23 protein-coding genes and 1 tRNA gene are annotated in these 19,538 nt (G+C 69.4%); 18 read left to right on the top strand and 6 right to left on the bottom strand.

Going from position 1 to position 19,538, the window contains the following annotated elements; all coding sequences use genetic code 11:
* Window positions 1–3 precede the first annotated feature (3 nt).
* The 8 genes from HMPREF9056_RS07170 to HMPREF9056_RS07135 all read left to right on the top strand — a co-directional run bounded on the left by HMPREF9056_RS07170 (window position 4) and on the right by HMPREF9056_RS07135 (window position 7,190).
* Window positions 4–525: a hypothetical protein gene (locus tag HMPREF9056_RS07170; RefSeq protein ID WP_009746771.1), complete on the top strand. Its 522-nt coding sequence runs from the start codon at window positions 4–6 to the stop codon at window positions 523–525.
* Window positions 525–1,631 (top strand): VWA domain-containing protein, encoded by a 1,107-nt coding sequence (locus HMPREF9056_RS07165; RefSeq protein ID WP_253269970.1) that lies wholly within the window; start codon window positions 525–527, stop codon window positions 1,629–1,631. Before HMPREF9056_RS07170 ends, HMPREF9056_RS07165 begins: the two co-directional genes overlap by 1 nt.
* Complete coding sequence (locus HMPREF9056_RS07160) at window positions 1,628–2,731, top strand: VWA domain-containing protein (protein WP_009746769.1); 1,104 nt, start codon at window positions 1,628–1,630, stop codon at window positions 2,729–2,731. Before HMPREF9056_RS07165 ends, HMPREF9056_RS07160 begins: the two co-directional genes overlap by 4 nt.
* Window positions 2,728–3,711, top strand: coding sequence for a hypothetical protein (locus HMPREF9056_RS07155; protein WP_009746768.1), 984 nt, complete (start codon window positions 2,728–2,730; stop codon window positions 3,709–3,711). Before HMPREF9056_RS07160 ends, HMPREF9056_RS07155 begins: the two co-directional genes overlap by 4 nt.
* On the top strand, window positions 3,708–4,205 hold the full coding sequence (locus HMPREF9056_RS07150; protein ID WP_009746767.1) for an NUDIX domain-containing protein: 498 nt from the start codon (window positions 3,708–3,710) through the stop codon (window positions 4,203–4,205). Before HMPREF9056_RS07155 ends, HMPREF9056_RS07150 begins: the two co-directional genes overlap by 4 nt.
* A 123-nt stretch (window positions 4,206–4,328) precedes the next feature.
* On the top strand, window positions 4,329–5,021 hold the full coding sequence (locus tag HMPREF9056_RS07145) for a TetR/AcrR family transcriptional regulator (RefSeq protein ID WP_009746766.1): 693 nt from the start codon (window positions 4,329–4,331) through the stop codon (window positions 5,019–5,021).
* Window positions 5,022–5,075: 54 nt separating this feature from the next.
* The gene (locus HMPREF9056_RS07140) at window positions 5,076–5,783 is read left to right on the top strand and encodes a M50 family metallopeptidase (protein ID WP_009746765.1); all 708 of its coding nucleotides are present in this window, start codon (window positions 5,076–5,078) and stop codon (window positions 5,781–5,783) included.
* A 189-nt stretch (window positions 5,784–5,972) separates the two neighbouring features.
* On the top strand, window positions 5,973–7,190 hold the full coding sequence (locus HMPREF9056_RS07135; protein ID WP_009746763.1) for an extracellular solute-binding protein: 1,218 nt from the start codon (window positions 5,973–5,975) through the stop codon (window positions 7,188–7,190).
* Window positions 7,191–7,317: 127 nt separating this feature from the next.
* On the opposite strand, the gene HMPREF9056_RS07130 is transcribed toward HMPREF9056_RS07135, so the two are convergent.
* Window positions 7,318–7,794, bottom strand: coding sequence for an OsmC family protein (locus tag HMPREF9056_RS07130; RefSeq protein ID WP_034514175.1), 477 nt, complete (start codon window positions 7,792–7,794; stop codon window positions 7,318–7,320).
* Between the two features lie 266 nt (window positions 7,795–8,060).
* A tRNA-Gly gene (locus HMPREF9056_RS07125) sits at window positions 8,061–8,134 on the bottom strand.
* Window positions 8,135–8,336: 202 nt separating this feature from the next.
* Here HMPREF9056_RS07125 and HMPREF9056_RS14695 point away from each other — a divergent pair.
* The 3 genes from HMPREF9056_RS14695 to HMPREF9056_RS07110 all read left to right on the top strand — a co-directional run bounded on the left by HMPREF9056_RS14695 (window position 8,337) and on the right by HMPREF9056_RS07110 (window position 10,714).
* Window positions 8,337–8,831 (top strand): TM2 domain-containing protein, encoded by a 495-nt coding sequence (locus HMPREF9056_RS14695; RefSeq protein ID WP_253269969.1) that lies wholly within the window; start codon window positions 8,337–8,339, stop codon window positions 8,829–8,831.
* 123 nt (window positions 8,832–8,954) lie between these two features.
* Window positions 8,955–9,590: a dCTP deaminase gene (gene dcd, locus HMPREF9056_RS07115; RefSeq protein WP_009746758.1), complete on the top strand. Its 636-nt coding sequence runs from the start codon at window positions 8,955–8,957 to the stop codon at window positions 9,588–9,590.
* Window positions 9,587–10,714, top strand: coding sequence for a hypothetical protein (locus tag HMPREF9056_RS07110; RefSeq protein WP_009746757.1), 1,128 nt, complete (start codon window positions 9,587–9,589; stop codon window positions 10,712–10,714). The genes dcd and HMPREF9056_RS07110 overlap by 4 nt, the downstream gene beginning before the upstream one ends.
* Here the strand turns inward: HMPREF9056_RS07110 and HMPREF9056_RS07105 are convergent.
* Window positions 10,702–11,490, bottom strand: a complete 789-nt coding sequence (locus HMPREF9056_RS07105; protein ID WP_034514211.1) for a 3'-5' exonuclease — start codon at window positions 11,488–11,490, stop codon at window positions 10,702–10,704. The genes HMPREF9056_RS07110 and HMPREF9056_RS07105 overlap by 13 nt on opposite strands.
* A gap of 205 nt (window positions 11,491–11,695) precedes the next feature.
* Here HMPREF9056_RS07105 and HMPREF9056_RS07100 point away from each other — a divergent pair, with 205 nt between their 5' ends.
* On the top strand, window positions 11,696–12,577 hold the full coding sequence (locus HMPREF9056_RS07100; protein WP_009746755.1) for a serine hydrolase: 882 nt from the start codon (window positions 11,696–11,698) through the stop codon (window positions 12,575–12,577).
* Here the strand turns inward: HMPREF9056_RS07100 and HMPREF9056_RS14690 are convergent.
* Together HMPREF9056_RS14690 and HMPREF9056_RS14685 are read right to left on the bottom strand one after the other, a co-directional pair.
* The gene (locus tag HMPREF9056_RS14690) at window positions 12,564–13,397 is read right to left on the bottom strand and encodes a hypothetical protein (RefSeq protein WP_253269968.1); all 834 of its coding nucleotides are present in this window, start codon (window positions 13,395–13,397) and stop codon (window positions 12,564–12,566) included. The genes HMPREF9056_RS07100 and HMPREF9056_RS14690 overlap by 14 nt on opposite strands.
* Window positions 13,398–13,410: 13 nt before the next feature.
* Window positions 13,411–13,833 carry a hypothetical protein gene (locus tag HMPREF9056_RS14685; protein WP_009746753.1) on the bottom strand — a complete coding sequence of 141 codons (423 nt, stop codon included), beginning with the start codon at window positions 13,831–13,833 and terminating at the stop codon, window positions 13,411–13,413.
* Between the two features lie 46 nt (window positions 13,834–13,879).
* Here HMPREF9056_RS14685 and HMPREF9056_RS14680 point away from each other — a divergent pair, with 46 nt between their 5' ends.
* Complete coding sequence (locus HMPREF9056_RS14680) at window positions 13,880–14,143, top strand: hypothetical protein (protein ID WP_253269967.1); 264 nt, start codon at window positions 13,880–13,882, stop codon at window positions 14,141–14,143.
* 183 nt (window positions 14,144–14,326) lie between these two features.
* Here the strand turns inward: HMPREF9056_RS14680 and HMPREF9056_RS07085 are convergent, their stop codons facing one another.
* Window positions 14,327–15,136, bottom strand: a complete 810-nt coding sequence (locus tag HMPREF9056_RS07085; protein ID WP_009746751.1) for an exodeoxyribonuclease III — start codon at window positions 15,134–15,136, stop codon at window positions 14,327–14,329.
* A 64-nt stretch (window positions 15,137–15,200) separates the two neighbouring features.
* Between HMPREF9056_RS07085 and HMPREF9056_RS07080 the strand changes: the two genes are divergently transcribed.
* The 5 genes from HMPREF9056_RS07080 to fbaA all read left to right on the top strand — a co-directional run bounded on the left by HMPREF9056_RS07080 (window position 15,201) and on the right by fbaA (window position 19,469).
* A complete protein-coding gene (locus HMPREF9056_RS07080) occupies window positions 15,201–15,974 on the top strand; it encodes an SDR family oxidoreductase (protein ID WP_009746750.1) in 774 nt (257 codons plus the stop codon).
* Between the two features lie 261 nt (window positions 15,975–16,235).
* The gene (gene tpx, locus HMPREF9056_RS07075) at window positions 16,236–16,733 is read left to right on the top strand and encodes a thiol peroxidase (protein WP_009746749.1); all 498 of its coding nucleotides are present in this window, start codon (window positions 16,236–16,238) and stop codon (window positions 16,731–16,733) included.
* 120 nt (window positions 16,734–16,853) lie between these two features.
* Entirely contained in the window at window positions 16,854–17,423 is a 570-nt protein-coding gene (gene pyrE, locus HMPREF9056_RS07070; RefSeq protein ID WP_009746748.1) for an orotate phosphoribosyltransferase, read from the top strand.
* A 53-nt stretch (window positions 17,424–17,476) separates the two neighbouring features.
* The gene (locus HMPREF9056_RS07065) at window positions 17,477–18,214 is read left to right on the top strand and encodes a TrmH family RNA methyltransferase (RefSeq protein ID WP_009746747.1); all 738 of its coding nucleotides are present in this window, start codon (window positions 17,477–17,479) and stop codon (window positions 18,212–18,214) included.
* A 205-nt stretch (window positions 18,215–18,419) separates the two neighbouring features.
* Entirely contained in the window at window positions 18,420–19,469 is a 1,050-nt protein-coding gene (gene fbaA, locus HMPREF9056_RS07060) for a class II fructose-bisphosphate aldolase (RefSeq protein WP_009746746.1), read from the top strand.
* Window positions 19,470–19,538: the final 69 nt, after the last annotated feature.

Here is a 19,538-nt window from a genome sequence, read left to right as displayed (position 1 = left end):
CCCGTGGAGATCATGCCCCCGGTCCTCATGCCGATATGGATGATCATCGTCATGATCATCGGGATCCTCCTGGTGAGCGCGTGGCTGCTGCGCACCTTCCTGGTGACCCGCAGAGACACCTCCCTCGAGGTGGGCGACATCCCGATGGCGCCTCGTGAGCGCCGTCAGTGGGGCGAGCGCCTCTCCGAGATCGCTCAGCGCTGGGACAGCGGCGAGCTGGACCTGCGCGACCTGCACCTGGAGCTGGCTGCGCTGCTGCGCGGCTTCGCCGAGGCCCGCAGTGGTGAGGAGATCACCACCGCCACGGTCTCGGAGATCCTCGATATGGCCGACACCGCCGGCCCGCACTCGGTTCAGGAGCGGCGGCGCAGCGTGCGCGAGGCGGGGCGCCCCCTGGACACCAACCCGCTGGGACACGTCGGCGAGCTGCTCGCCGTGTGGGAGCAGCCCTCCTTCGACCGTGAGCCGGAGTCCGCCGCGGTCGAGGCCCTGAACCACGCTCGGGAGGTGGTCACCCAATGGTGATGCCCTGGCTGTTCGGCATCCTTGTCACTCTTGCCGTGGCGGCGGTCGTCTCGGTCCTCGTCATCGACCGCCGCTCCAGCAGGCGACCCGACTCCGCGCCCCGCAAGCGTCTGGTGCTGCCCTGGAGACGCCTGGAGTCCCAGCAGTACTTGGACCTTCCGCGGCGTCTGGCCAACTCGGCGAGCCTGTTCCAGCTCCCCGCGGTGCACTCCCGCATCCGGGCTCAGCGCCGGCTGCACGCGCTCCTGGCAGTGCTGCTGGCCGTGTGCCTGCTCAGCGCCTCCGCCATCGCCGGCCGCCCCGTGCGCGTCACCGAGCGCTCCGACGCCCTGGCCAACCGGGATATCGTCCTGTGCCTGGACGTGTCGACGTCGATGGTGAAGATCGACTCCTCCGTCCTGACCACCTTCGCCGACATCCTGGAGGACTTCGACGGCGAGCGCGTGGGACTGGTGGCCTGGAACTCCGCGGCCCAGACCATCGTCCCGCTCACGGACGACTACGACCTGCTGCGCCAGCAGATGGACGATCTCGGCGACGTCCTGGACATCGACCCGCAGAACCCGACCTACAAGCAGCAGCTCCGGTACCTCGAGGCCTTCAGCGGGACCCAGAACACGAGTCTCGACGGCTCCTCCCTGGCGGGCGACGGGCTCGCCTCCTGCGCCCAGGCCTTCGACAACCAGGGGCTGGAGCGCTCCCGCTCCATCATCCTCGCCACCGACAATCAGGTCATCGACCCGAAGAAGGAGCAGATCTACACCCTCCCCGACGCCGTCGACCTCCTGGCAGAGCGCAAGATCCGCCTGTTCTCTATCTACGGTGCCGACGACGATCAGTCCTCCAAGTACGAGCTCGACCAGAGCCCCGAGGACTCCCGCGAGGAGCTCAAGACCGTCACCGAAGGGAAGGGCAAGGGCCGCTTCTACGACGTCGAGGACTCGGGCACCGGCGGCAATATCGTCAAGGAGTTGGAGAAGACTGAGGTCAACACGCTCGGAGGCCGCAAGCAGACCCGTCGCTCCGACGTCCCCCAGACGCTCGTCATCACCCTCTCGCTCGTGCTTCTGGGCTATCTGGGACTGACCACCTGGAGGCGAGCATGAGACCAGTTCCCATCATCGGAGACCTCGCGCTCATCCCGGTCACCTGGTGGATCCTCGTCCTCCTGGTGGCGGCCGCGCTGGTGGCCCTGCTCGTCGTCTCCCGCCGTCGCCTGGACAAGGACGCCGCTGAACCGGACGCCCGCCGGGCCTGGTGGCGGCGTCTGGCCATTGTCGTCGTCGTCGTGCTGGCGATGGCGGGGCCGGCGATCCGCGGCAGCGAGGCCATCAGCGTCTCCAACGTAGAGATCTACATGGTGGTGGACCGCACCGGTTCCATGGCCGCGGAGGACTACCAGGGCCAGGGGCCCGAAGGCGTCGACCAGCCGGCCTCCACCAGGCTCGACGGTGTGCGCGCCGACATGCGGGCCGTCCGCGAGGCCTTCCCGGACTCCCGGTTCTCCATCATCGCCCTGGACAGCGCCGCGGCCACCGAGCTGCCGCTGACCCACGACACCAATGCCGTCGACTCCTGGATCGGCTCGCTCAAGCAGGAGGTATCGGCCCATGCCACCGGCTCCTCGCTGGAGGTGGCGCTGCCACTTCTGGGCCAGACCCTGGCGCAGTCCCGGCAGTCCGAGCCCAAGGACATCCGCCTCGTCTACATCTTCTCCGACGGCGAGGCCACCGATGACGGCCGTGGCGCTCAGGCCGCGGACAACGCCGGCATCTCCTGGCAGTCGCTGGCCGGGCTGGTCGATGGGGGCGCCGTGCTGGGCTACGGAACCGAAGAGGGCGGAAAGATGCGCAGCTACGACGGCTCGAACGCCACCGGCGAGCACACCCAGTCCGACTACATCGCCGACGGGCAGGGCGGGCAGCCCGGTGTGTCCAAGATCGACGCCGATGAGCTCCAGAACGTGGCCACGGCCATGGGGCTGCCCTACTACCACCGCACCGGCGGATCGGGCGACGACCCGACGAGCAAGTTCACCAACCTGGACATCGAGGCCGTCACCTCCGACGGACGGACCAAGACCAACGCCCGGGTCTACCTGACCTGGCCGCTGGGGATCATCGCCTTCGGCCTGCTGCTGTGGGAGATCATCGACCTCATGCGGACCGACCGTCGCCTCCGTCTTCTCATGGGAAGGGGACGATGATGACGACAGGACACACCCCTTCAGAGGGCTTCCCCCTCGGCGGCGGCGAGGCGGCCGAGACCTCGGATACCCAGGCCTTCGACTACCTGCAGGAACCGGACACGAGCGCGACCCAGGACGGCTCCGGGCCGGAGGACCCCCGACGGCGCGAGGCACGTCTGAGCCGACGCCGTCGGCTCCTCAGGATCGGCGGGGTACCCGCTGCGCTGGCCGCGATCATCTCCCTGTGGCTCGGGTCGATCTTCCTCATCTCCCTGGCCGGCAACCGTGCGGCGGCCGCCGGCCACTACGACACGGCGTTGTCCCGCTACCGCATGGTGGCCAGGATCAATCCCTGGCTGGAGCAGTGGCGCGTCTACTTCAACCTGGGCACCGGTCAGCTCGCCGCGAAGGATCCGACCTCCGCGGTCACCACCCTCAACACGGCGCTCACCAGGGTTCCGAAGGCCAAGACCGATCCCCAGACCAAGGCGAAGCAGGCCGACTCCCCGGAGTGCAAGGTGCGCACCAACCTGTACGTCGCCCACCTCATGCTGGCCTCCCAGGCTGATCAGGGCGGTAACTCGACGTCGGTGGCCGAGCACATCGAGGCCGCCAAGAAGGCCGCTGACACCTGCGCGGTGCCGCCGCCACCCGAGCAGGACCCCCCGACGAGCCCGCCCCCCTCGGCCACGCCGAGCTCGGACCCCAGCTCAACGCCCAGCTCGGAGACGTCGTCCAGCCCCAGCGGCGACCCGAGCTCGACTCCCAGCTCCGACCCGTCGGCCACGCCGAGCTCGGACCCCAGCGCAACCCCTAGCTCGGATCCCTCGTCGTCGGCCTCAAGCTCCCCGGGCGAGACCGCCTCCAGCTCACCGAGCACCAAGCCGAGCCCCACCCCGGCCGACGACCGGGCCAAGCGCCTGCGTGATCGCAACAACGGCGGCGAGGAGTCCAGCGAGAAGCCCGGCGGCAGCGGCGGTGGGGGAAGGCCCTGGTGAGCGGTCCCAGCGCTCAGCGCCCCTCCCGGCTCGTGGTGGCGGCCGCGGTCCTGGACCGCCTGGAGCGTCCGACGACGCTGCTGTGCGCGGCCCGCTCCTACCCGCCCGAGCACGCGGGACAGTTCGAGCTGCCCGGCGGCAAGGTCGAGCCAGCGGAGCGGCCCGTGCAGGCCCTGGCCCGCGAGCTGGACGAGGAGATCGGCCTGAGAGCACGACTGGGGTCCGAGCTCCTCCCTCCGGCCGGTCTGGCGGTTCCCGCCCCACTGGGCGGTGGCCCCGGCGACGACGCCCCGGCCTGGCCGGTCATACACGGCTACAGGATGCGGGTGTGGCTGGCCGAGCCGGCCCGGCCCGGGGACCGGGGGAGAGCCGGCTCCGACCACCAGAGACTGGAGTGGGTGAGTCTCGACCCGCCCGATCAGCTGCGCCGGCTGCCGTGGCTGCCGGCCGACCTGCCGATCATCGACGCGCTCGTGGCCGCACTGGGACGCTGACGGGGTCTGATGGGCACCGATGCTGCCGAGCGCTCGACCGGCGTCCGCGGGCTGCTCGTGATCTCCCAACTGGTTTCCTGACACTTCTATCATTCGCGTCATCTCGTAAGTTAGGGTTGCCTCATGCCGAAGATCCTGGGTTCCTCACTGGCCGAGCACCGCGAGCGCACGCGCACGGCCCTGTTCGAAGCGCTCTCAGAGCTCATGAGCCGGCGCAGCTTCGACAAGATCACCCTGTCCGACGTCGCCAACCACGCAGGTGTGGGGCGCACGGCCGTCTACAACCACTTCACTGACAAGGAGGACCTCCTCCTGGCCTTCATGGAGCACGAGGCCGGCCGCTACGCCGAGGAGCTCTCCCGGGCGCTGGCCGGGACCCAGGACCCGATCGACCGCCTGCGCATCTATGTGCGTCAGCAGGCCCTCATCGCCCGCCACTTCCACTTCCCGACCTCGGAACCTCTGGCCAGCTCCGTCTCACAGGGGACCGCCGGCCGCCTGCGGGCCCACGGCGCGCTCCTGGCCCAGATGCTCTCCACGATCCTCACCGACGCCATGGACCGGGGGCTCATCCCCGCTCAGGATCCCGAGCAGGTCATTCCCCTCATTCACGCCACCGTCATGGGCGGGCGCCCCACGCCCACCGACCCGGAGCGGCGCCGGGCCTACCTGGACTCCCTGGACGCCTTCGTCCTGCGGGCGGTGGGGGCCCGCCAGCCGGCTCACGCCGTCCCGACCATTGCGCGCCCCCATGCCACCGAGCCGGTCGAGGGACCCGACGGCTCCGGTTCGCTTCGTCACAGCGCGGTCGGCTGACAGCGTGCGCCGAGGGCTGCCGCGCGCACAGGTGGGCCTGGCAGACTTCCGTCCGTGAACCTGAGCTGGACTGAGACCTGGAACGACCTGCTGGCGCGCGCCTCCGGCGTCGTCGGCCTGGACCCCGGCGTGCTGTGGCCGGCGCTGGTGATCCTCATCATCGTCCTGGCCTGGGGCCCCGCCCGTCGCTGGGGCCGCACCCTGGTGACGATCGTCCACGAGGCCGGGCATGCCGCCGTCGGCCTCATGGTGGGCCGGCGCTTCCTCGGCTTCGTCGTCAGCCGGGACCTGTCCGGGCACGCCGTCACCGCAGGCAAGCCCACCGGCCCCGGCCGCGTGGCCACCTCCTGGGCCGGCTACCCGGCTCCCGCGGTCCTGGGCGCCGTCGTCGTTCTCCTGGCGCTCAACGGCTGGGCGAGCGCGGTCCTCCTGCTTGGGCTGGTCCTCCTGGCGGTTCTGCTGGTCATGTCCCGCTCGGTGCGCACGGTTCTCCTCGTGCTGCTCGTGGCCGTCCTGACCGGGGCCCTGTGGTGGTGGGGCGGACAGTGGCGCGACGGCGTCGTCGCCGGAATCGGGCTGGCCCTCATCGTCGGGGCCTGGGACTCCCTGCGCGACGTCGCCGTCTCACGTGACCCGCAGCAGGACCACCGCACGCTGGCGCAGCTGACCCGGGTGCCCGCTGGCGTGTGGCTGGCCAGCTGGTTCCTCGTGGACGCGGCGGCCACCGGCGTCGTCGTGATGACCCTGCGCGACCTCCTGTGAGGCCTGGGGCGGTCCCCCGCGGTCGGCCTCGGCGGCCAAGATGGCCTACTCTTCGTCCTGGCGACGTCGAGCCTCGCAGGCCCGCCCGCCGTCCCCGCCCGACGCCGGTCACTGCGCGCCCGTGTGCGCAGCCGGTCGTCGGGGCTCATCCCGCTCCCGGACGCCCCGGGATTCCCTCAAGGAGAACACATGATGCTGACCCGCCGGGCCTTCGGCCTGACCACTCTGGGACTGGCCGTCTCGGCCACACTCGCCGCCTGCTCGTCGACGTCCCAGGACGGGGCCACCGAGGAGGGCAAGATGGCGCTCATCGTCTCCGACGCGGGTGAGGCCGCCTCGGAGGAGCTGACCAAGGCGGTGGAGGCCTTCACCAAGGAGACCAAGGTGGAGGTGGACGTCAAGACCGTCTCCGACGTCTCCCAGGAGCTGGCCCGTGGGATCACGGCCAGCCCGAGTGTCGACGTCGTCGTCCTGAACCCGGCACAGCTGTCCAGCTACGCCGGCTCCCTGCACGTCTGGGACAAGGGCTCGCCCGCCGTCAAGGACGCCCACCCCGCCCTGCTGACGAGCGCCACTCGGCAGGGGAGGATCAGCGCGGCGCCCAAGGACGTCTCCACCCTCGCCCTGTTCATCAACACCTCGTTGTGGCAGGCGGCGGGCCTGAGCGAGTCCGACTACCCGACCACCTGGGAACAGCTCGGGCAGGTGGCCGCCACGCTCACGTCCGACGGCGTCGTCGGCCTGGCCCTGGACGCCTCCTACGCGCGCGCAGGCGCCTTCATGATTCAAGGCGGTGGGGGGCTGACCAGCGCCGACGGCACGCAGGCGACGGCCTCCTCCGAGGGATCGGTGGCGGGACTGACCCAGGTCAAGAACCTCCTGTCCGCCGGCTCGGCCGGCTGGGGCGCGGACCTGTCTGCCGGGTCGGCCGCGGACGCCTTCGGCGAGGGACAGGCCGCCATGGTGGTGGAGTCCGAGGCCCTCGTGAAGACCCTGGCGGATGTCTACTCGGGCGTCTCCTACACGGTGGTCGAGCTGCCGGCCGGCAGCGGAGGCAAGGGGACCCTGCAGTTCCCCACCTTCTATGGCGTGGTCGAGGCCTCCAAGCACAAGGATGACGCCATCAAGCTCGTGGAGTACCTCACCGCCGCCGAGCGGCAGGTGGCCCTGGCCACCGCGGCGAGCACGGTCCCCGCCGGTAAGCCGGCCGGTGAGACCTGGAAGGGCAAGCACGCCGACCAGGCGGCCTTCCTGGCCGGGGTCGAGTACTCCCAGGCGGTTCCCTCAGCGGCCGGGGTGTCCGACGTCATCGCCACCTTCGACAACGAGCTGCCGGGGCTGGCCGGGGGCGACCCCGCCGGCATCCTGGGCAGCGCCCAGGTGAACCTGCAGGCCATCCTGTCCTGAGTCCTGATGCCGCGGGGCGGCGCCGGCGGATAACGTCGGGGCCGCCCTGAGGGGACAGGTAAAGGGCGGAGGAGCGAGGGACCTCACCGAGACATCCTTCATGCCACCGTCCGTGCCTTCTCGCCTCCTATTGCTCAGTCGTGATGACGGCTTCGTGGTGGACTGGGAAGTTCACTGATCGGGCAATGAAGCAGTGCTCGGCGGCTCGGTCGTGCAGTGCGGCTGCACGCTCAGGATCATTGCCGGGAGCAATGGTCACTGTGGGGCGAAGGGTTGCTGAAGTGAATTCCCCAGTTCCGCCTGGATGCTCGACCATGATGCCGGTAGGGGTGTCTGAGTAGGCGGTGACGGTGACGCCCGCGTCTGCTGCGAGGTGGAGGTACCACAGCATGTGGCACTGCGAGAGTGAGGCGAGCAGAAGCTGTTCCGGGTTCCACCTGTCAGCGTCCCCTCGGAACGCAGGATCTGCCGATCCGTGGATCACCGACAGGTCGGCGGTGGTTCCCCGGACATCATGGTTGCGCGAGTAGGTGCGGTATCCGGACGTACCCGTACCCAGGTTGCCTGTCCACTCCACACATACGGAATATTCGTGATCTGCCACACAAAAAGTATAGAGATGGGTCGCTAAGCCGTCCAGGGATCGGCGAATTGGTGGGTGAGGGTGCCTGGGCCGGTTTGACAGGGATGGCGTGTCGCTGGGATGGGGGCGGGCCCCGTCATGACGATGAGCGGTGCTCAATCAATCCCTCGTCCCGAGGAGCCCGCACGGATGTCATCTCCACCACGACCGCCCTGGAACAGCAAGAACGCCACCCCGGACACCTCCCGGCCAGGCCAGGAGTCTTTGTGTCCAGAGTGACGTGCAGATGGAGCGGGTGACGGGAATCGAACCCGCGCTGTCAGCTTGGGAAGCTGAAGTTCTACCATTGAACTACACCCGCGTGGCACCGGTGGACGTGCGTCCCAGGTGCGTGCGGAAGTCTAACCCAGACTCCGGCCGTCTGCGCAAATCGGGCTCAGACCCGCTCGCCGTCCCGGTTCTGGTTCCGTACCGGGTCCCGACGTACAGGCCGTGTCGGCGGTGCCCTCCTCCCGTTACACTCGCAGAGATCGTTCGGACACTTCGACGCATGTGGTGAGTACATGACCTATCCGACCAATCCCTACGATCCCGCCACGGGTCTCCATTCGGATGTGCCGGTGCTGCCCTCGGGCTCCTCCGCGGGGGAGTACCCCGGCGGTGAGTGCCCGCCCAACGCCGGGCAGCCCGGTTTCGGCCCGCAGCCGGGGTATGGCCCGCAGGGCGGCTACGCTCCACCACCGGGGTACGGTCCCGGATACGGCGCGCCGCCCGGATACGGGCCCTACCCCGGTTACGGCCCGCCGGCGTACCGGGGCAAGTCGAAGGTGGCTGCCGGCATCCTGGCTCTGTTCCTCGGAACCCTAGGGATCCACAACTTCTACCTCGGTTACACGGGCAAGGGCCTCTTCCAGCTCCTGGGCACGTTATTCAGCTGCGGTTTCCTCATCATCCCGATCGCCATCTGGAGCATCATCGAGGGAATTCTCCTTCTGACGGCTCATCCGGGCGAGCCGCCATGGGGCATCGACGCAGACGGCATGCCGCTGAGTAACTGATCACCGTCGGAGAGGTCGCCGGACCGGCCTCGGGCCGCGCCGCTGTTGAGGACCTCGGCGTCCCGGGTCGTGTGACTCTCCGCCGATGTCCAATCGCTGTGCGGACCTGGCACAATCGAGCCCGTGCTGCTCTCAGACCGCGATATCCGCACCGAGCTCGACGCCGGACGGGTCGTCCTCGACCCCTACGACCCCGAGATGATCCAGCCGGCCTCCATCGACGTGCGCCTGGACCGCTGGTTCCGTCTCTTCGACAACCACCGCTACCCGGTCATCGACCCGGCCGCCGACCAGGAGGGGCTGACCCACCTGGTCGACGTCGGCGGCGACGAGCCCTTCGTCCTGCACCCCGGCGAATTCGTCCTGGGCGCCACCTACGAGCGCATCACCCTGCCCGACGACGTCGCCGCCCGTCTGGAGGGCAAGTCCAGCCTGGGGCGTCTGGGCCTGCTCACCCACTCCACCGCCGGCTTCATCGACCCCGGCTTCACCGGGCACGTCACCCTGGAGCTGTCCAACACGGCCACCATGCCCATCAAGCTCTGGCCGGGGATGAAGGTGGGGCAGCTGTGCTTCTTCCGCCTGTCCAGCCCCGCCCAGGCGCCCTACGGCTCGGGCGCCACCGGCTCGCGCTACCAGGGACAGCGCGGACCGACCGCCTCCCGCTCCCACCAGTCCTTCCACCGCACCCGTATCCCCGACGCCCCGGCGGCCCCCGCCGACGGCGCCGGTCCCGTCTTCCAGGAGAAGCACGCATGAGCGACTCGACCGACTTCGCCGTCTCCCTGCCCACCGACACCGGCACCTTCACGGCCTCCTCGATGCTGCCGGTCGGGCTGCTGGACACCAACCACGTCCTGCTCCTGGCCGACGACGTCGCCCCCGACGAGGTCGAGGCCCTCGCCCTGTCCCAGGACATCCAGGCCGGCTGGGTGGGCGTCTCCAGCCTCCAGCTCTTCCCTGGGGTCTCCCTGCTGGGGCCCTGGAAGGTCGATGCCGAGATGCGCCGCCTCCTGGGTGCGCCGGAGTGGACCACGCAGCTGATGATCCTGGACTGTCCCCGCATTCGAGCCGGTGCCTTGCCGGCCGAGCTCGCCGGCCTGGATCCGCTCTCCGACGCCTTCCCCAAGGCTCAGCCCACGGGAGCCGAGCTGGTGGCCCTCACCCGCCTGCGCGCCATCGCCCGGCGTCTGGCCGGCGCTCTGCGCCTCATCCCCGGCGGGGACAAGGAGGACCCGGTCCTGGTCGAGCCCAGCCCCGAGGTCTCCGCCTCCCTGACGGTCTACGCCCCGGTGTGGCTCGGTCCGGAGGACCTGGTGGCCGTCCTGCGGCCCGTGGCCCCTGAGGCGACCGCGGCGCTGGAGGCCGTTCAGCCCCGGGGCGCCGTCGGACTGGATGCCATCGACCCCGAGCAGCTGGAGAGCCTTGTGGAGCGCATCGGTCCGGAGGTCTTCGAGAAGGCCTGGCGCGGCTCGGAGAAGATCCGCCAGGACACGATGCGTCAGGAGATCGTCGCCGCCGCCACCGGCAACGTCATCGAGGAGCTGCGCGACGGCTACGCGGTGGTGTCACCGGTCGACCCCGAGCACGAGGGCTGGGGCCGTATCGAGGTGCGCGCCGGCGCCACGGACGGGCTGCCGCTGGCCGTGCGCGGCGAGCCGTGGGCGCGCGGGGCGGTCCTGTCATACGACCTGCGTTGGATCCCCCAGGACCAGGCCGACGCCTACGCCGAGGTGGTCTCCCGATCCCGGCGCCGCGAGCGTCAGACGGCCCGGGACCTGGTCGAGGAGCTCGCCACCGTCCTGGTCACCGCTGTCTCCGGGGTGGCCGTGGACGACGACGGCTTCCTCGTCTCCCTGGGTGAGGATGCTCAGGAGGCCTGAGACCCGGGGCGGGCCCGCTCGGCACCGGGCGTGGTGCGCGCCGTGAGGAGCTCGACGCCGGCCTGCGCCCTCGCCGCGTCCCAGTGCCAGCCGCTGAAGCGGTGGGCATCGAGCAGCGCTCCGGCCCAGGCCACCGGTTCCTCGCCGCGCTGCCTCCCCACCTCCAGGTAGTGGCGCAGCAGGCCTGCGGCGGCCAGGGCGTCGTCGAGCGCGTTGTGGTGGCGGCCGATCTCCACCCCGGCCACCTCGCAGCACGTGGTCAGCCGGCGTGACGGCGTCGTCATGAAGTGGCGCGCCCACTCCATCGTGCACACCCGCGGCACTCGCGCGCCGCGGTCCAGCAGCCCCCGTGCCCCCAGTGCCTGGGTCAGGAAGCCGACGTCGAAGCGGGCGTTGTGGGCCACCACCGCCCGCCCGGCCAGGTCGGCCACCAGCAGGTCGGCGACGTCGTCGAGCCCGGGCGCCCCGCTGAGCTCCTCGGCGACGAGTCCGTGAATGCGGGTGGGGCCGACGTCCACGCCCGCGCCGGGATCGATGAGTGTGGACCAGCTGCGCTCGACCCGCCCGGCGGCGTCGGTGAGCACGAGCGCGACCTCCAGGATCGAGTCCGTCGTGGGGGACAGGCCCGTGGTCTCCAGGTCGACGACGGCGTAGCCGACACCGACGGCCTCGGCCATCTCGGCGGGTGTGGGCGGCGCCGTCGCCTGGCTGGGAACCATGGGGGAGCGGGGGCGCAGCGGGCCGCGGTCGGCGGGCGGGCGGTGGTAGAAGGGCATCGCCCCGATCCTCTCGCGAGCGGAGGTGAATCGCAGGATCATGACGCACCGTGCGCCGTCGGGCCGGCCCGATCCTGGGCGGTCTGCGCCCGCGACCGTGCCTGACGCCTGACGGCCGGCCCCGATGGCCCGGCCCCGGCGTAAGGTACGGTCCCGAGGGAGCACGGCCTCCCGCGTCGAGACACGATCCTGGCCAGGAGGAGCGATGACGACCCCGGACACCTCTCAGACGGATGCCTCTGTCCTGCCAGCGCTGGCCGACTTCCCCTTCCCAACCGCGCTCGTGGTCACCGGGACGGTCACCGGCTCGCCGGTGACCGATATCGGCGTGCTCCACGAGGCCGGCGACGTCGACGAGATCTTCCCCCTCGCCTCGGTCACCAAGCCGATCGTCGCCTGGTCCGCCCTGGTCGCCGTCGACCGGGGGCTGCTGGACCTGGAGGCCCCCGCGGGCCCGCCCGCTCCCGACGGTGCGACCATCGCCCACCTGTTGTCCCACTCCTCTGGGATCGCGGTCGACTCCGACGAGCGGCTGGCCGCTCCGGGCACGCGCCGCATCTATTCCAATCGCGGCATCGAGATCCTGGGGGAGCGGCTTGAGGAGGCCACCGGCACACCCCTGGAGACCTGGGTGGAGACCACGGTGCTCGAGCCCCTGGGAATGGCCAGCGTCCTCATCCCCGGCTCGCCCGCCCACTCCGGAGAGGGCAGCGCCCGTGACCTGTCCCTGTTCGCCCGCGAGCTGGCAGCCCCGAGGCTCGTCTCGTCGGCGCTCGCGGAGCGGGCCCGCACGCCGGTCCTGCCCGGCCTCGACGGCGTCCTACCCGGTTATGGACGCCAGGCCCCCAACCCCTTCGGCCTGGGGGTGGAGGTGCGTGGCAACAAGTCCCCGCACTGGACCGGGAAGGGCAACAGTCCGAGGACCTTCGGGCACTTCGGTCAGTCCGGCTCCTTCATCTGGGTGGATCCGGTCGCCGGGCGCCAGGCCGCCTTCCTGGGGGCCGAGCCCTTCGGGCCGGTCCACCGCAGGACGTGGCCCGCGCTGGGCGACCAGATCCTGGCTCTGCAGACGCCTAGCCCTGCTTGATGGGGAGGGAGGCGTTCTCGAGGTCGCGGACCGATGCGGTCAGCCTGTCGGTGCTCACCTGCACCTCCGCGCGGCAGACGATATTGCCTCTGCTGGACGACTGGCTCACCCGGATGCTGCGGTCGACCGGCCGCCCGGAGAACTCCTCATACTTCTTGCCGCAGTCGACGTCGGTCGGTGCGTCGAAGAACTCCTCTGAGGCGTGGTCGGTATCGCAGGAGGTTGGCTGACCCTGGCGGTTGAAGCACCGACGGAAGTTGCCGCCGTCCTTGTAGCCGTTGTGGTCGTTGTCGACCGTCCAGATGTCTTTGAGAGACACGTTCGGCATTCCCGATGTCCTCTCGACGACGCACAGGTCGTCCGCGTTCTTGAAGAATGTGACGTCGATGCCGGAGCCGAGGAGATCGACGCCGGCGACTCCGCCCATGTACAAAATGAGTGAGGTCTCATCGCAAGAGACGCCAGCAGGTTTGGAGAACACCTCCCGCGAGTGCGGCGAGCCGCACGGTGTCGGAGTATCACCGTCGTAGCAGCCTGAAAGCTCCTTCGTGGGTGAAGTTTCGGCGTCCGATGAGGAGGTAGGCGATTGTGGATTTCTGCTGCCGATAGTCGTAGAGCCGATGTGCTGTGTTTGATTTTCGGGACTTGGAAAAGGAGGGAATCCGAAGTGGTTTGCGACTGCCAGGGATGCTGCGAGCATGCCTGGCAGTGCGATTACTGCAGTTGCTAAGCCAATCTTGTCGGACCTGGAAAGGGGGGTTCGCTCTTTCTTAGAGGTGTCTGCATGCGTGGTTTTGTGAAGGAGCGTAAGGAGGTTCATGGGGTATCCACGCTTACTCTAGGCGCATGTCGAACATAACGCCGGTCAAGGAGTTCGATCCGAAGAATTTTTTCCCGTTCTGGTCGAGTGGTATGAGGTCGATCTTCAGTGCGTTGACATTCGATACGTCAATCTCGACTGGTTTGATTTCGTTGAAGAGGACGTCGATGAGCTGGTCGTTTTTGCCGTCCTTGTAGGTGGCTACCCGCAGAATGAGGTCTGAGGACTTTGAGTCGTTTGCCTGGCCGGCTTTGAAGGTGAGCTTGGTGAATCGGTTCTCCAGGCGAAGCTCTGCTTGCACCCCGTCGCTATCTCTCAGATATGCCCCGATTCCTTTTGTCTTGCTGGTTGTGGCAACGTTGTAGAGGTCTTCCTTGAGAGACTCCGAGGGATTGAAAAAGTCTCCGAGGGTCAGGTCTCGTCCCTGAGTGTTCATGGGTACCCCTGTTGCGGATGCGGGCCCCGGGGGTGTGCTGCCGTCAGTGGCACTCGTCGACGTCATTGACGGGCCGACTGCTGCGGTACTGGTCGTTGAGGAAGGGGTGGGGGCCTGCGTCGGAGTCGGGGTGGGAGGTGTGGAGGGAGGGGTGCTGGGTGCCTGGCTGGGTGGGGCCGTCGTTGGCTGCGGGGTGGGTTCGGAGGTGGCGTGCTGTCCCGAGCAGGCGGTCAGTGCGAGGATCGGGAGGGAGGAGAGAATGATGGCGTTGCGCCGGGTGACAGGCTGCTTCGGCATATTCATACGGTGATGATATGGCTCTAAATTCGGCAGAATAAAGCAGTTAACGTCATATTTTTACACAAATATTCACGAAATATTCTGACTGATTCGTCGGTTGTGCGGCGCTACTGCTGGTGGCATGTCCTCGTGCAACAGGGGGCAGCGATACGGCGGCTGTCAAGCCACGTTCGCCCGGCTGCGGTTCCTGGCCTCAGTCGACCTCGACGATGACGGGGACATGGTCGGAGGCGCCCTTGCCCTTGCGCTCGTTGCGGTCGATGGCGGCGCCGGTGACGCGGTCGGCCAGGGCCTGCGAGGCGTAGACGAAGTCGATGCGCATGCCCTCGTTCCTCGGGAAGCGCAGCTTCTGGTAGTCCCAGTACGTGTAGTTGGTGACCCGCTCGCGCGTGACCTCGTGCATGCCCGTTTCGGCGAAGGCGGCGAAGGCCTCGCGCTCCGGTGCTGAGACGTGGGTGGCGCCCTCGAAGACGCTCATGTCCCACACGTCCTCGTCCTTCGGTGCCACGTTCCAGTCACCTACCAGCGCCAGCGGCAGATCCGGCTCGGCCCTCAGCCAGGTGGCGACGTCGTCGCGCAGCGCCCGCAGCCAGTCGAGCTTGTAGGTGTAGTGCGGGTGGGTGAGCTCGCGGCCGTTGGGCACGTACAGGCTCCACAGGCGCACCGGCCTCGCCTCCGACGCTGCGCCCACCGTCGCCCCGAGCGCCCGCGCCTCAACGACTGGCTCGGCCTCGGACTTGGCCGCCCAGCCGGGCTGGCCCGGGAAGGAGGTGGCGACGTCGTCGAGTCCTACGCGCGAGGCGATCGCCACCCCGTTCCACTGGTTGAGCCCGTGGATTGCCAGCCGGTAGCCGGCCGCCTCGAAGGGCTCGACCGGGAACTGGTCGGGGCGGCACTTGATCTCCTGCATCGCCAGGGCGTCCACGTCCTCGCGCTCCAGGAATGCCAGGACGCGGTCGACGCGGGTGCGGATGGAGTTGACGTTCCAGGTGGCCAGGCGCATGGCAGCAGCGTAGCCGGTGCCCGGTTCCCATCAAGCACTCAACAAGCGGCCGTAGCCTGCCGCCATGGGAACAGCACTTGTCACCGGGGCCACCAGCGGCCTCGGCCTGGAGATCGCCTGGCAGCTCGCCCAGGCCCGGCACAACCTCATCCTCGTCGCGCGCACCCCCGAGCGTCTGCGGGAGGTGGCCGAGGAGATGCGTCAGTTCGCCGGTGTCCAGGTGGAGGTCCTGCGGGCCGACCTGTCTCAGCGCGATGAGCTCGAGGTTATCGCCGAGCGCCTGCGTGAGCCGGGCAAGCCCGTGGGGCTCCTGGTCAACAACGCCGGCTTCGGGCTGGGGCAGCCCTTCATCGGGGGAGACCTGGCCCGTGAGGAGCGGGCCCTCGACGTCATGGTCCGCGCGGTCATGGTGGCCTCGCACGCAGCGGCCGGTGCCATGGTGGAGCGCGGGCGCGGTGCGATCCTCAACGTCTCCTCCATGACTGCGCACACCGCCATGGGTACCTACGCGGCGCACAAGGCCTGGGTGCTCCGGTTCACCGAGGGGCTGGCCGCCGAGCTCGCCGGCACCGGCGTGACCGCCACGGCGCTGTGCCCCGGGCTGGTCCACACCGGTTTCCACGCGGCGGCCGGTATCGACGAGACCCAGTGGAAGGACCCGCTGTGGCTGGACGCTGAGCGAGTCGCCATCGACGGCCTCGCCGCAGTGCGACGCGGCCAGGTCATCTGCACCCCGAGCCTGCGCTACCGCAGCGCCAACGCCGCTCTGCGACTGGCTCCCCGCTGGTTCGTGCGCCGGATGGTCGGGCCCGAGCGCTCCGGCCGAGACCCCGAGTGAGGCCGCAGGAGCTCATCGCGGCGAAAAGTGTCACAGATGGAGGCTTTTCACCCGCATTCCTGCGTGCTGCCGCCACCGTTGACTTCCCCAACGGCGCTGACCTGCGCAGATGTGTCATGGCCGGGCGATGCGGCCATCTAAGAGTCTCTCGTTGTGACAGACTCATCCGCTCGCCGGGGTTCTTAGCCTTGTCGGGCGGGCCGAGAATCGCCCAGGGCTGAGGGCGTGGCCAGAAGACCGGTGACCTGCAACGATCGCACCATGGCTTCCATTACCTTCCACGGAGACCCCGTCAGCACCGTCGGCCAGCTGCCCGCTGTGGGCTCGACCGCCCCCGCCTTCGACCTCGTGGGCGCCGACCTCGCCCCGGTCACCAGCCAGTCCCTGGCCGGCCACCGCGTAGTCCTCAACATCTTCCCCTCGGTGGACACCGGGGTGTGCGCCGCCTCTGTGCGTCAGTTCAACAAGCTTGCCTCCGAGCTGGACAACACGACCGTGGTCTGCGTCTCCGCCGACCTGCCCTTCGCCGGCTCCCGCTTCTGCGGCGCCGAGGGCCTGAGCAACGTGGTGACCGGCTCGACCTTCCGCTCCACCTTCGGCGCCGACTACGGCGTCACCCTGGCCGACGGCCCACTGGCCGGCCTGCTGTCGCGCGCCGTTGTCGTTCTCGACGAGAACGGCAAGGTCGTCTACACCGAGCAGGTCCCCGAGGTCGGTCAGGAGCCCGACTACGACGCCGCCGTGGCCGCCCTGTCCTGACCTCCCCTACCGAGACTCTCCCAGAGCCCGCCCCTCCGCATCACGCGGAAGAGGGCGGGCTCTGGTCGCAGTGGGTGTCTACCCGGCACGCAAGCGCCCACGGCCACTACCATCGGAGCCGTGAGCACCAACGATTCCCATATCGCCCGCCTGGCCGAGCTCGTCAATGAGCTGTCCGTCGTCCGCGGCAAGGTCACCCTCGCCTCCGGCCTCGAGTCCGATTTCTACGTGGACATGCGCCGCGCCACCCTCCACCACGAGGCCGCCCCCCTCATCGGCCACGTCATGCTCGACATGCTGGAGGAGGCGGGGCTGGGCACTGACGAGATCGACGCCGTCGGCGGCCTGACCATGGGGGCCGACCCCGTGGCCGCCGCCATGCTGCACGCCGCCGCCTCGCGCGGTCTGGACCTGGACGCCTTCGTCGTACGCAAGGCCGCCAAGGACCACGGCATGCGCCGGCGCATCGAGGGCCCCGACGTCGCCGGGCGCTCCGTGGTGGTCCTGGAGGACACCTCCACCACCGGCGGCTCCCCGCTGGAGGCCGTCGAGGCCCTGCGCGAGGCGGGTGCCGACGTGCGGGCCGTCGCCGTCATCGTCGACCGGGCCACCGGCGCGCGTGAGCGCATCGAGGCCGCCGGCCTGTCCTACTACGCGGCGCTCGGCCTGGCCGACCTCGGCCTGGAGTGAATCCCCGACGGCGTCCGCCGGCATCTGCTCGCCGAGGCGAGGACGCTGATCGCATGGATCAGCCCGTCGACCTGCCCGAGGGGGAGCACCGGCCCGCTGTGCCCGCAGAGGCCGCGACGTCCTCCACCAGGTTCTCGGCCATGACCCCGGAGGAGGACCGGCCCGCCGATGTCCGCCAAGTCGGCGTCGGCCCCTGGCCCGGAGGCCCCGAGGCCTGGCCCGCCGACCCCCGCTACGACCGCGAGCTGCTGGCGGACGGCGACCGGCGCAACGTCGTCGACCGCTACCGCTACTGGACCATCGCGGCGATCCGCGCCGATCTGGCCGCCCGCGCCCACCGGCTGCACATCGCCATCGAGAACGTCAGCCAGGACCTCAACATCGGCTCCATCGTGCGCAGCGCCAACGCCTTCAACGTCGCCGGTGTCCACATCATCGGCCGACGCCGCTGGAACAAGCGCGGCGCCATGGTCACCAACCGCTACCTGGACGTGCGCCACCACCCCGAGCCCGGCGAGCTGCTCGACTGGGCGGCGGCAAGCGGCTACGAGGTCATCGGCATCGACAACGGCCCCGGAGCCCGGCCCCTGGAGGCCGCCGCGCTGCCCGAGCGCTGCCTCATGGTCTTCGGTTCCGAGGGTGAGGGCATCAGTGCCGAGCTGAGCGCCGGCTGCGCCAGCCTGCTGCGCATCGGCCAGTACGGCTCCACCCGCTCCATCAACGTGGCCGCGGCGGCGGCCGTGGCCATGCACACCTGGATCCTCCAGCACGCCGGGCCGGCCCCAGACTGACCTCGGGCGCTGCCGGCCCGTTGTATTGCGCTGTATTGCCCCGTATTGCCCCGCCTCATAGGCGTCAGCACCAAACCGGCCCTGAACAGCCCATGCTGCCGGCCCGCGCGGCCCATCCGGGACCATGATCCGGTTCACCTGGGTCGGGATTCGTGGAACAATCGGCCCCGCACCACTGACTCATACAGAAATCAGGAGGCACCCAGTGGCCATTGCAACCCCGGAGTCCTACGCCGACATGCTTGACCGCGCGAAGGCCGGCAAGTACGCCATCCCCGCGATCAACGTCACCTCGTCCCAGACTCTGTCCGCCGCCCTCAAGGGCTTCGCCGACGCCGAGTCCGACGGCATCGTCCAGATCTCCAACGGTGGTGCCGCCTACTGGTCCGGGTCCTCGCGCCTCGACCGCGTCAAGGGCTCGATCGCCTTCACCGCCTACGCCCGCGCCGTGGGCGACCTCTACCCCGTCACCATCGGTCTGCACACCGACCACTGCCCCAAGAAGCTCCTGGCCGACTGGATCCACCCGCTCATGGAGATCGAGGCCGAGCAGGTCAAGAACGGTGAGCTGCCGATGTTCAACTCCCACATGTGGGACGGCTCCGCCGAGGCCCTCGACGACAACATCGAGATCGCCGTCGACATGCTCAAGCGCGCCAAGGCCGCCAACGTCGTCCTCGAGATCGAGATCGGCGCCGTGGGCGGCGAGGAGGACGGTATCAAGGGCGAGGAGAACGCCAACCTCTACACCACCGCCGACGACGCCTGGAAGGCCGTCGAGGCCCTCGGCCTGGGTGAGAACGGCCGCTACATCACGGCCCTGACCTTCGGCAACGTGCACGGCTCCTACAAGCCCGGTCACGTCAAGCTCCGCCCGGAGATCCTCGGCGAGATCCAGGACGATGTGGCCAAGCGTCTCGGTGACCGCCTGTCCTCCAAGGTCGGCGACAAGAGCTCGCCCTTCGACCTGGTCATGCACGGCGGCTCCGGCTCCACCGACGAGGAGATCGCCACCGCGGTGCGCAACGGCGTCATCAAGATGAACGTCGACACCGACACCCAGTACGCCTACACCCGCCCGGTCGCCGGCTGGATGTACACTAACTACGATGGCGTCCTCAAGGTCGACGGCGAGGTCGGCAACAAGAAGCAGTACGACCCGCGCGCCTGGGGCAAGGCCGCCGAGGAGGGCATGGCCGCTCGCGTCGTCGAGGCCTGCGAGCGCCTCGGCTCCGTCGGCTCCGCCCGCAAGTGAGCCCCCGCCCCGCACAGGGGTGAGCGGCGAGCACAGGCCGTCGCTGGACGTGACCCCGGCACCACCGGT

Source organism: Actinomyces sp. oral taxon 170 str. F0386, from assembly GCF_000195595.1.
Classification (GTDB): Bacteria; Actinomycetota; Actinomycetes; order Actinomycetales; family Actinomycetaceae; genus Actinomyces.
Note: the sequence above shows the minus strand (reverse complement) of the source record. Positions and strands in the feature narration are given on the sequence as shown.

What these genes read in the sequence shown, in the direction of transcription:
- HMPREF9056_RS07165 (WP_253269970.1), top strand. Translation starts at nt 525, where the DNA reads ATGCCCTGGCTGTTCGGCATCCTTGTCACTCTTGCCGTGGCGGCGGTC.
- HMPREF9056_RS07160 (WP_009746769.1), top strand. Translation starts at nt 1,628, where the DNA reads ATGAGACCAGTTCCCATCATCGGAGACCTCGCGCTCATCCCGGTCACC.
- HMPREF9056_RS07155 (WP_009746768.1), top strand. Translation starts at nt 2,728, where the DNA reads ATGATGACGACAGGACACACCCCTTCAGAGGGCTTCCCCCTCGGCGGC.
- HMPREF9056_RS07145 (WP_009746766.1), top strand. Translation starts at nt 4,329, where the DNA reads ATGCCGAAGATCCTGGGTTCCTCACTGGCCGAGCACCGCGAGCGCACG.
- HMPREF9056_RS07135 (WP_009746763.1), top strand. Translation starts at nt 5,973, where the DNA reads ATGATGCTGACCCGCCGGGCCTTCGGCCTGACCACTCTGGGACTGGCC.
- HMPREF9056_RS14695 (WP_253269969.1), top strand. Translation starts at nt 8,337, where the DNA reads ATGACCTATCCGACCAATCCCTACGATCCCGCCACGGGTCTCCATTCG.
- HMPREF9056_RS07110 (WP_009746757.1), top strand. Translation starts at nt 9,587, where the DNA reads ATGAGCGACTCGACCGACTTCGCCGTCTCCCTGCCCACCGACACCGGC.
- HMPREF9056_RS07105 (WP_034514211.1), bottom strand. Translation starts at nt 11,490, where the DNA reads ATGCCCTTCTACCACCGCCCGCCCGCCGACCGCGGCCCGCTGCGCCCC.
- HMPREF9056_RS07100 (WP_009746755.1), top strand. Translation starts at nt 11,696, where the DNA reads ATGACGACCCCGGACACCTCTCAGACGGATGCCTCTGTCCTGCCAGCG.
- HMPREF9056_RS14690 (WP_253269968.1), bottom strand. Translation starts at nt 13,397, where the DNA reads ATGAACCTCCTTACGCTCCTTCACAAAACCACGCATGCAGACACCTCT.
- HMPREF9056_RS14685 (WP_009746753.1), bottom strand. Translation starts at nt 13,833, where the DNA reads ATGAACACTCAGGGACGAGACCTGACCCTCGGAGACTTTTTCAATCCC.
- HMPREF9056_RS07085 (WP_009746751.1), bottom strand. Translation starts at nt 15,136, where the DNA reads ATGCGCCTGGCCACCTGGAACGTCAACTCCATCCGCACCCGCGTCGAC.
- HMPREF9056_RS07080 (WP_009746750.1), top strand. Translation starts at nt 15,201, where the DNA reads ATGGGAACAGCACTTGTCACCGGGGCCACCAGCGGCCTCGGCCTGGAG.
- tpx (WP_009746749.1), top strand. Translation starts at nt 16,236, where the DNA reads ATGGCTTCCATTACCTTCCACGGAGACCCCGTCAGCACCGTCGGCCAG.
- HMPREF9056_RS07065 (WP_009746747.1), top strand. Translation starts at nt 17,477, where the DNA reads ATGGATCAGCCCGTCGACCTGCCCGAGGGGGAGCACCGGCCCGCTGTG.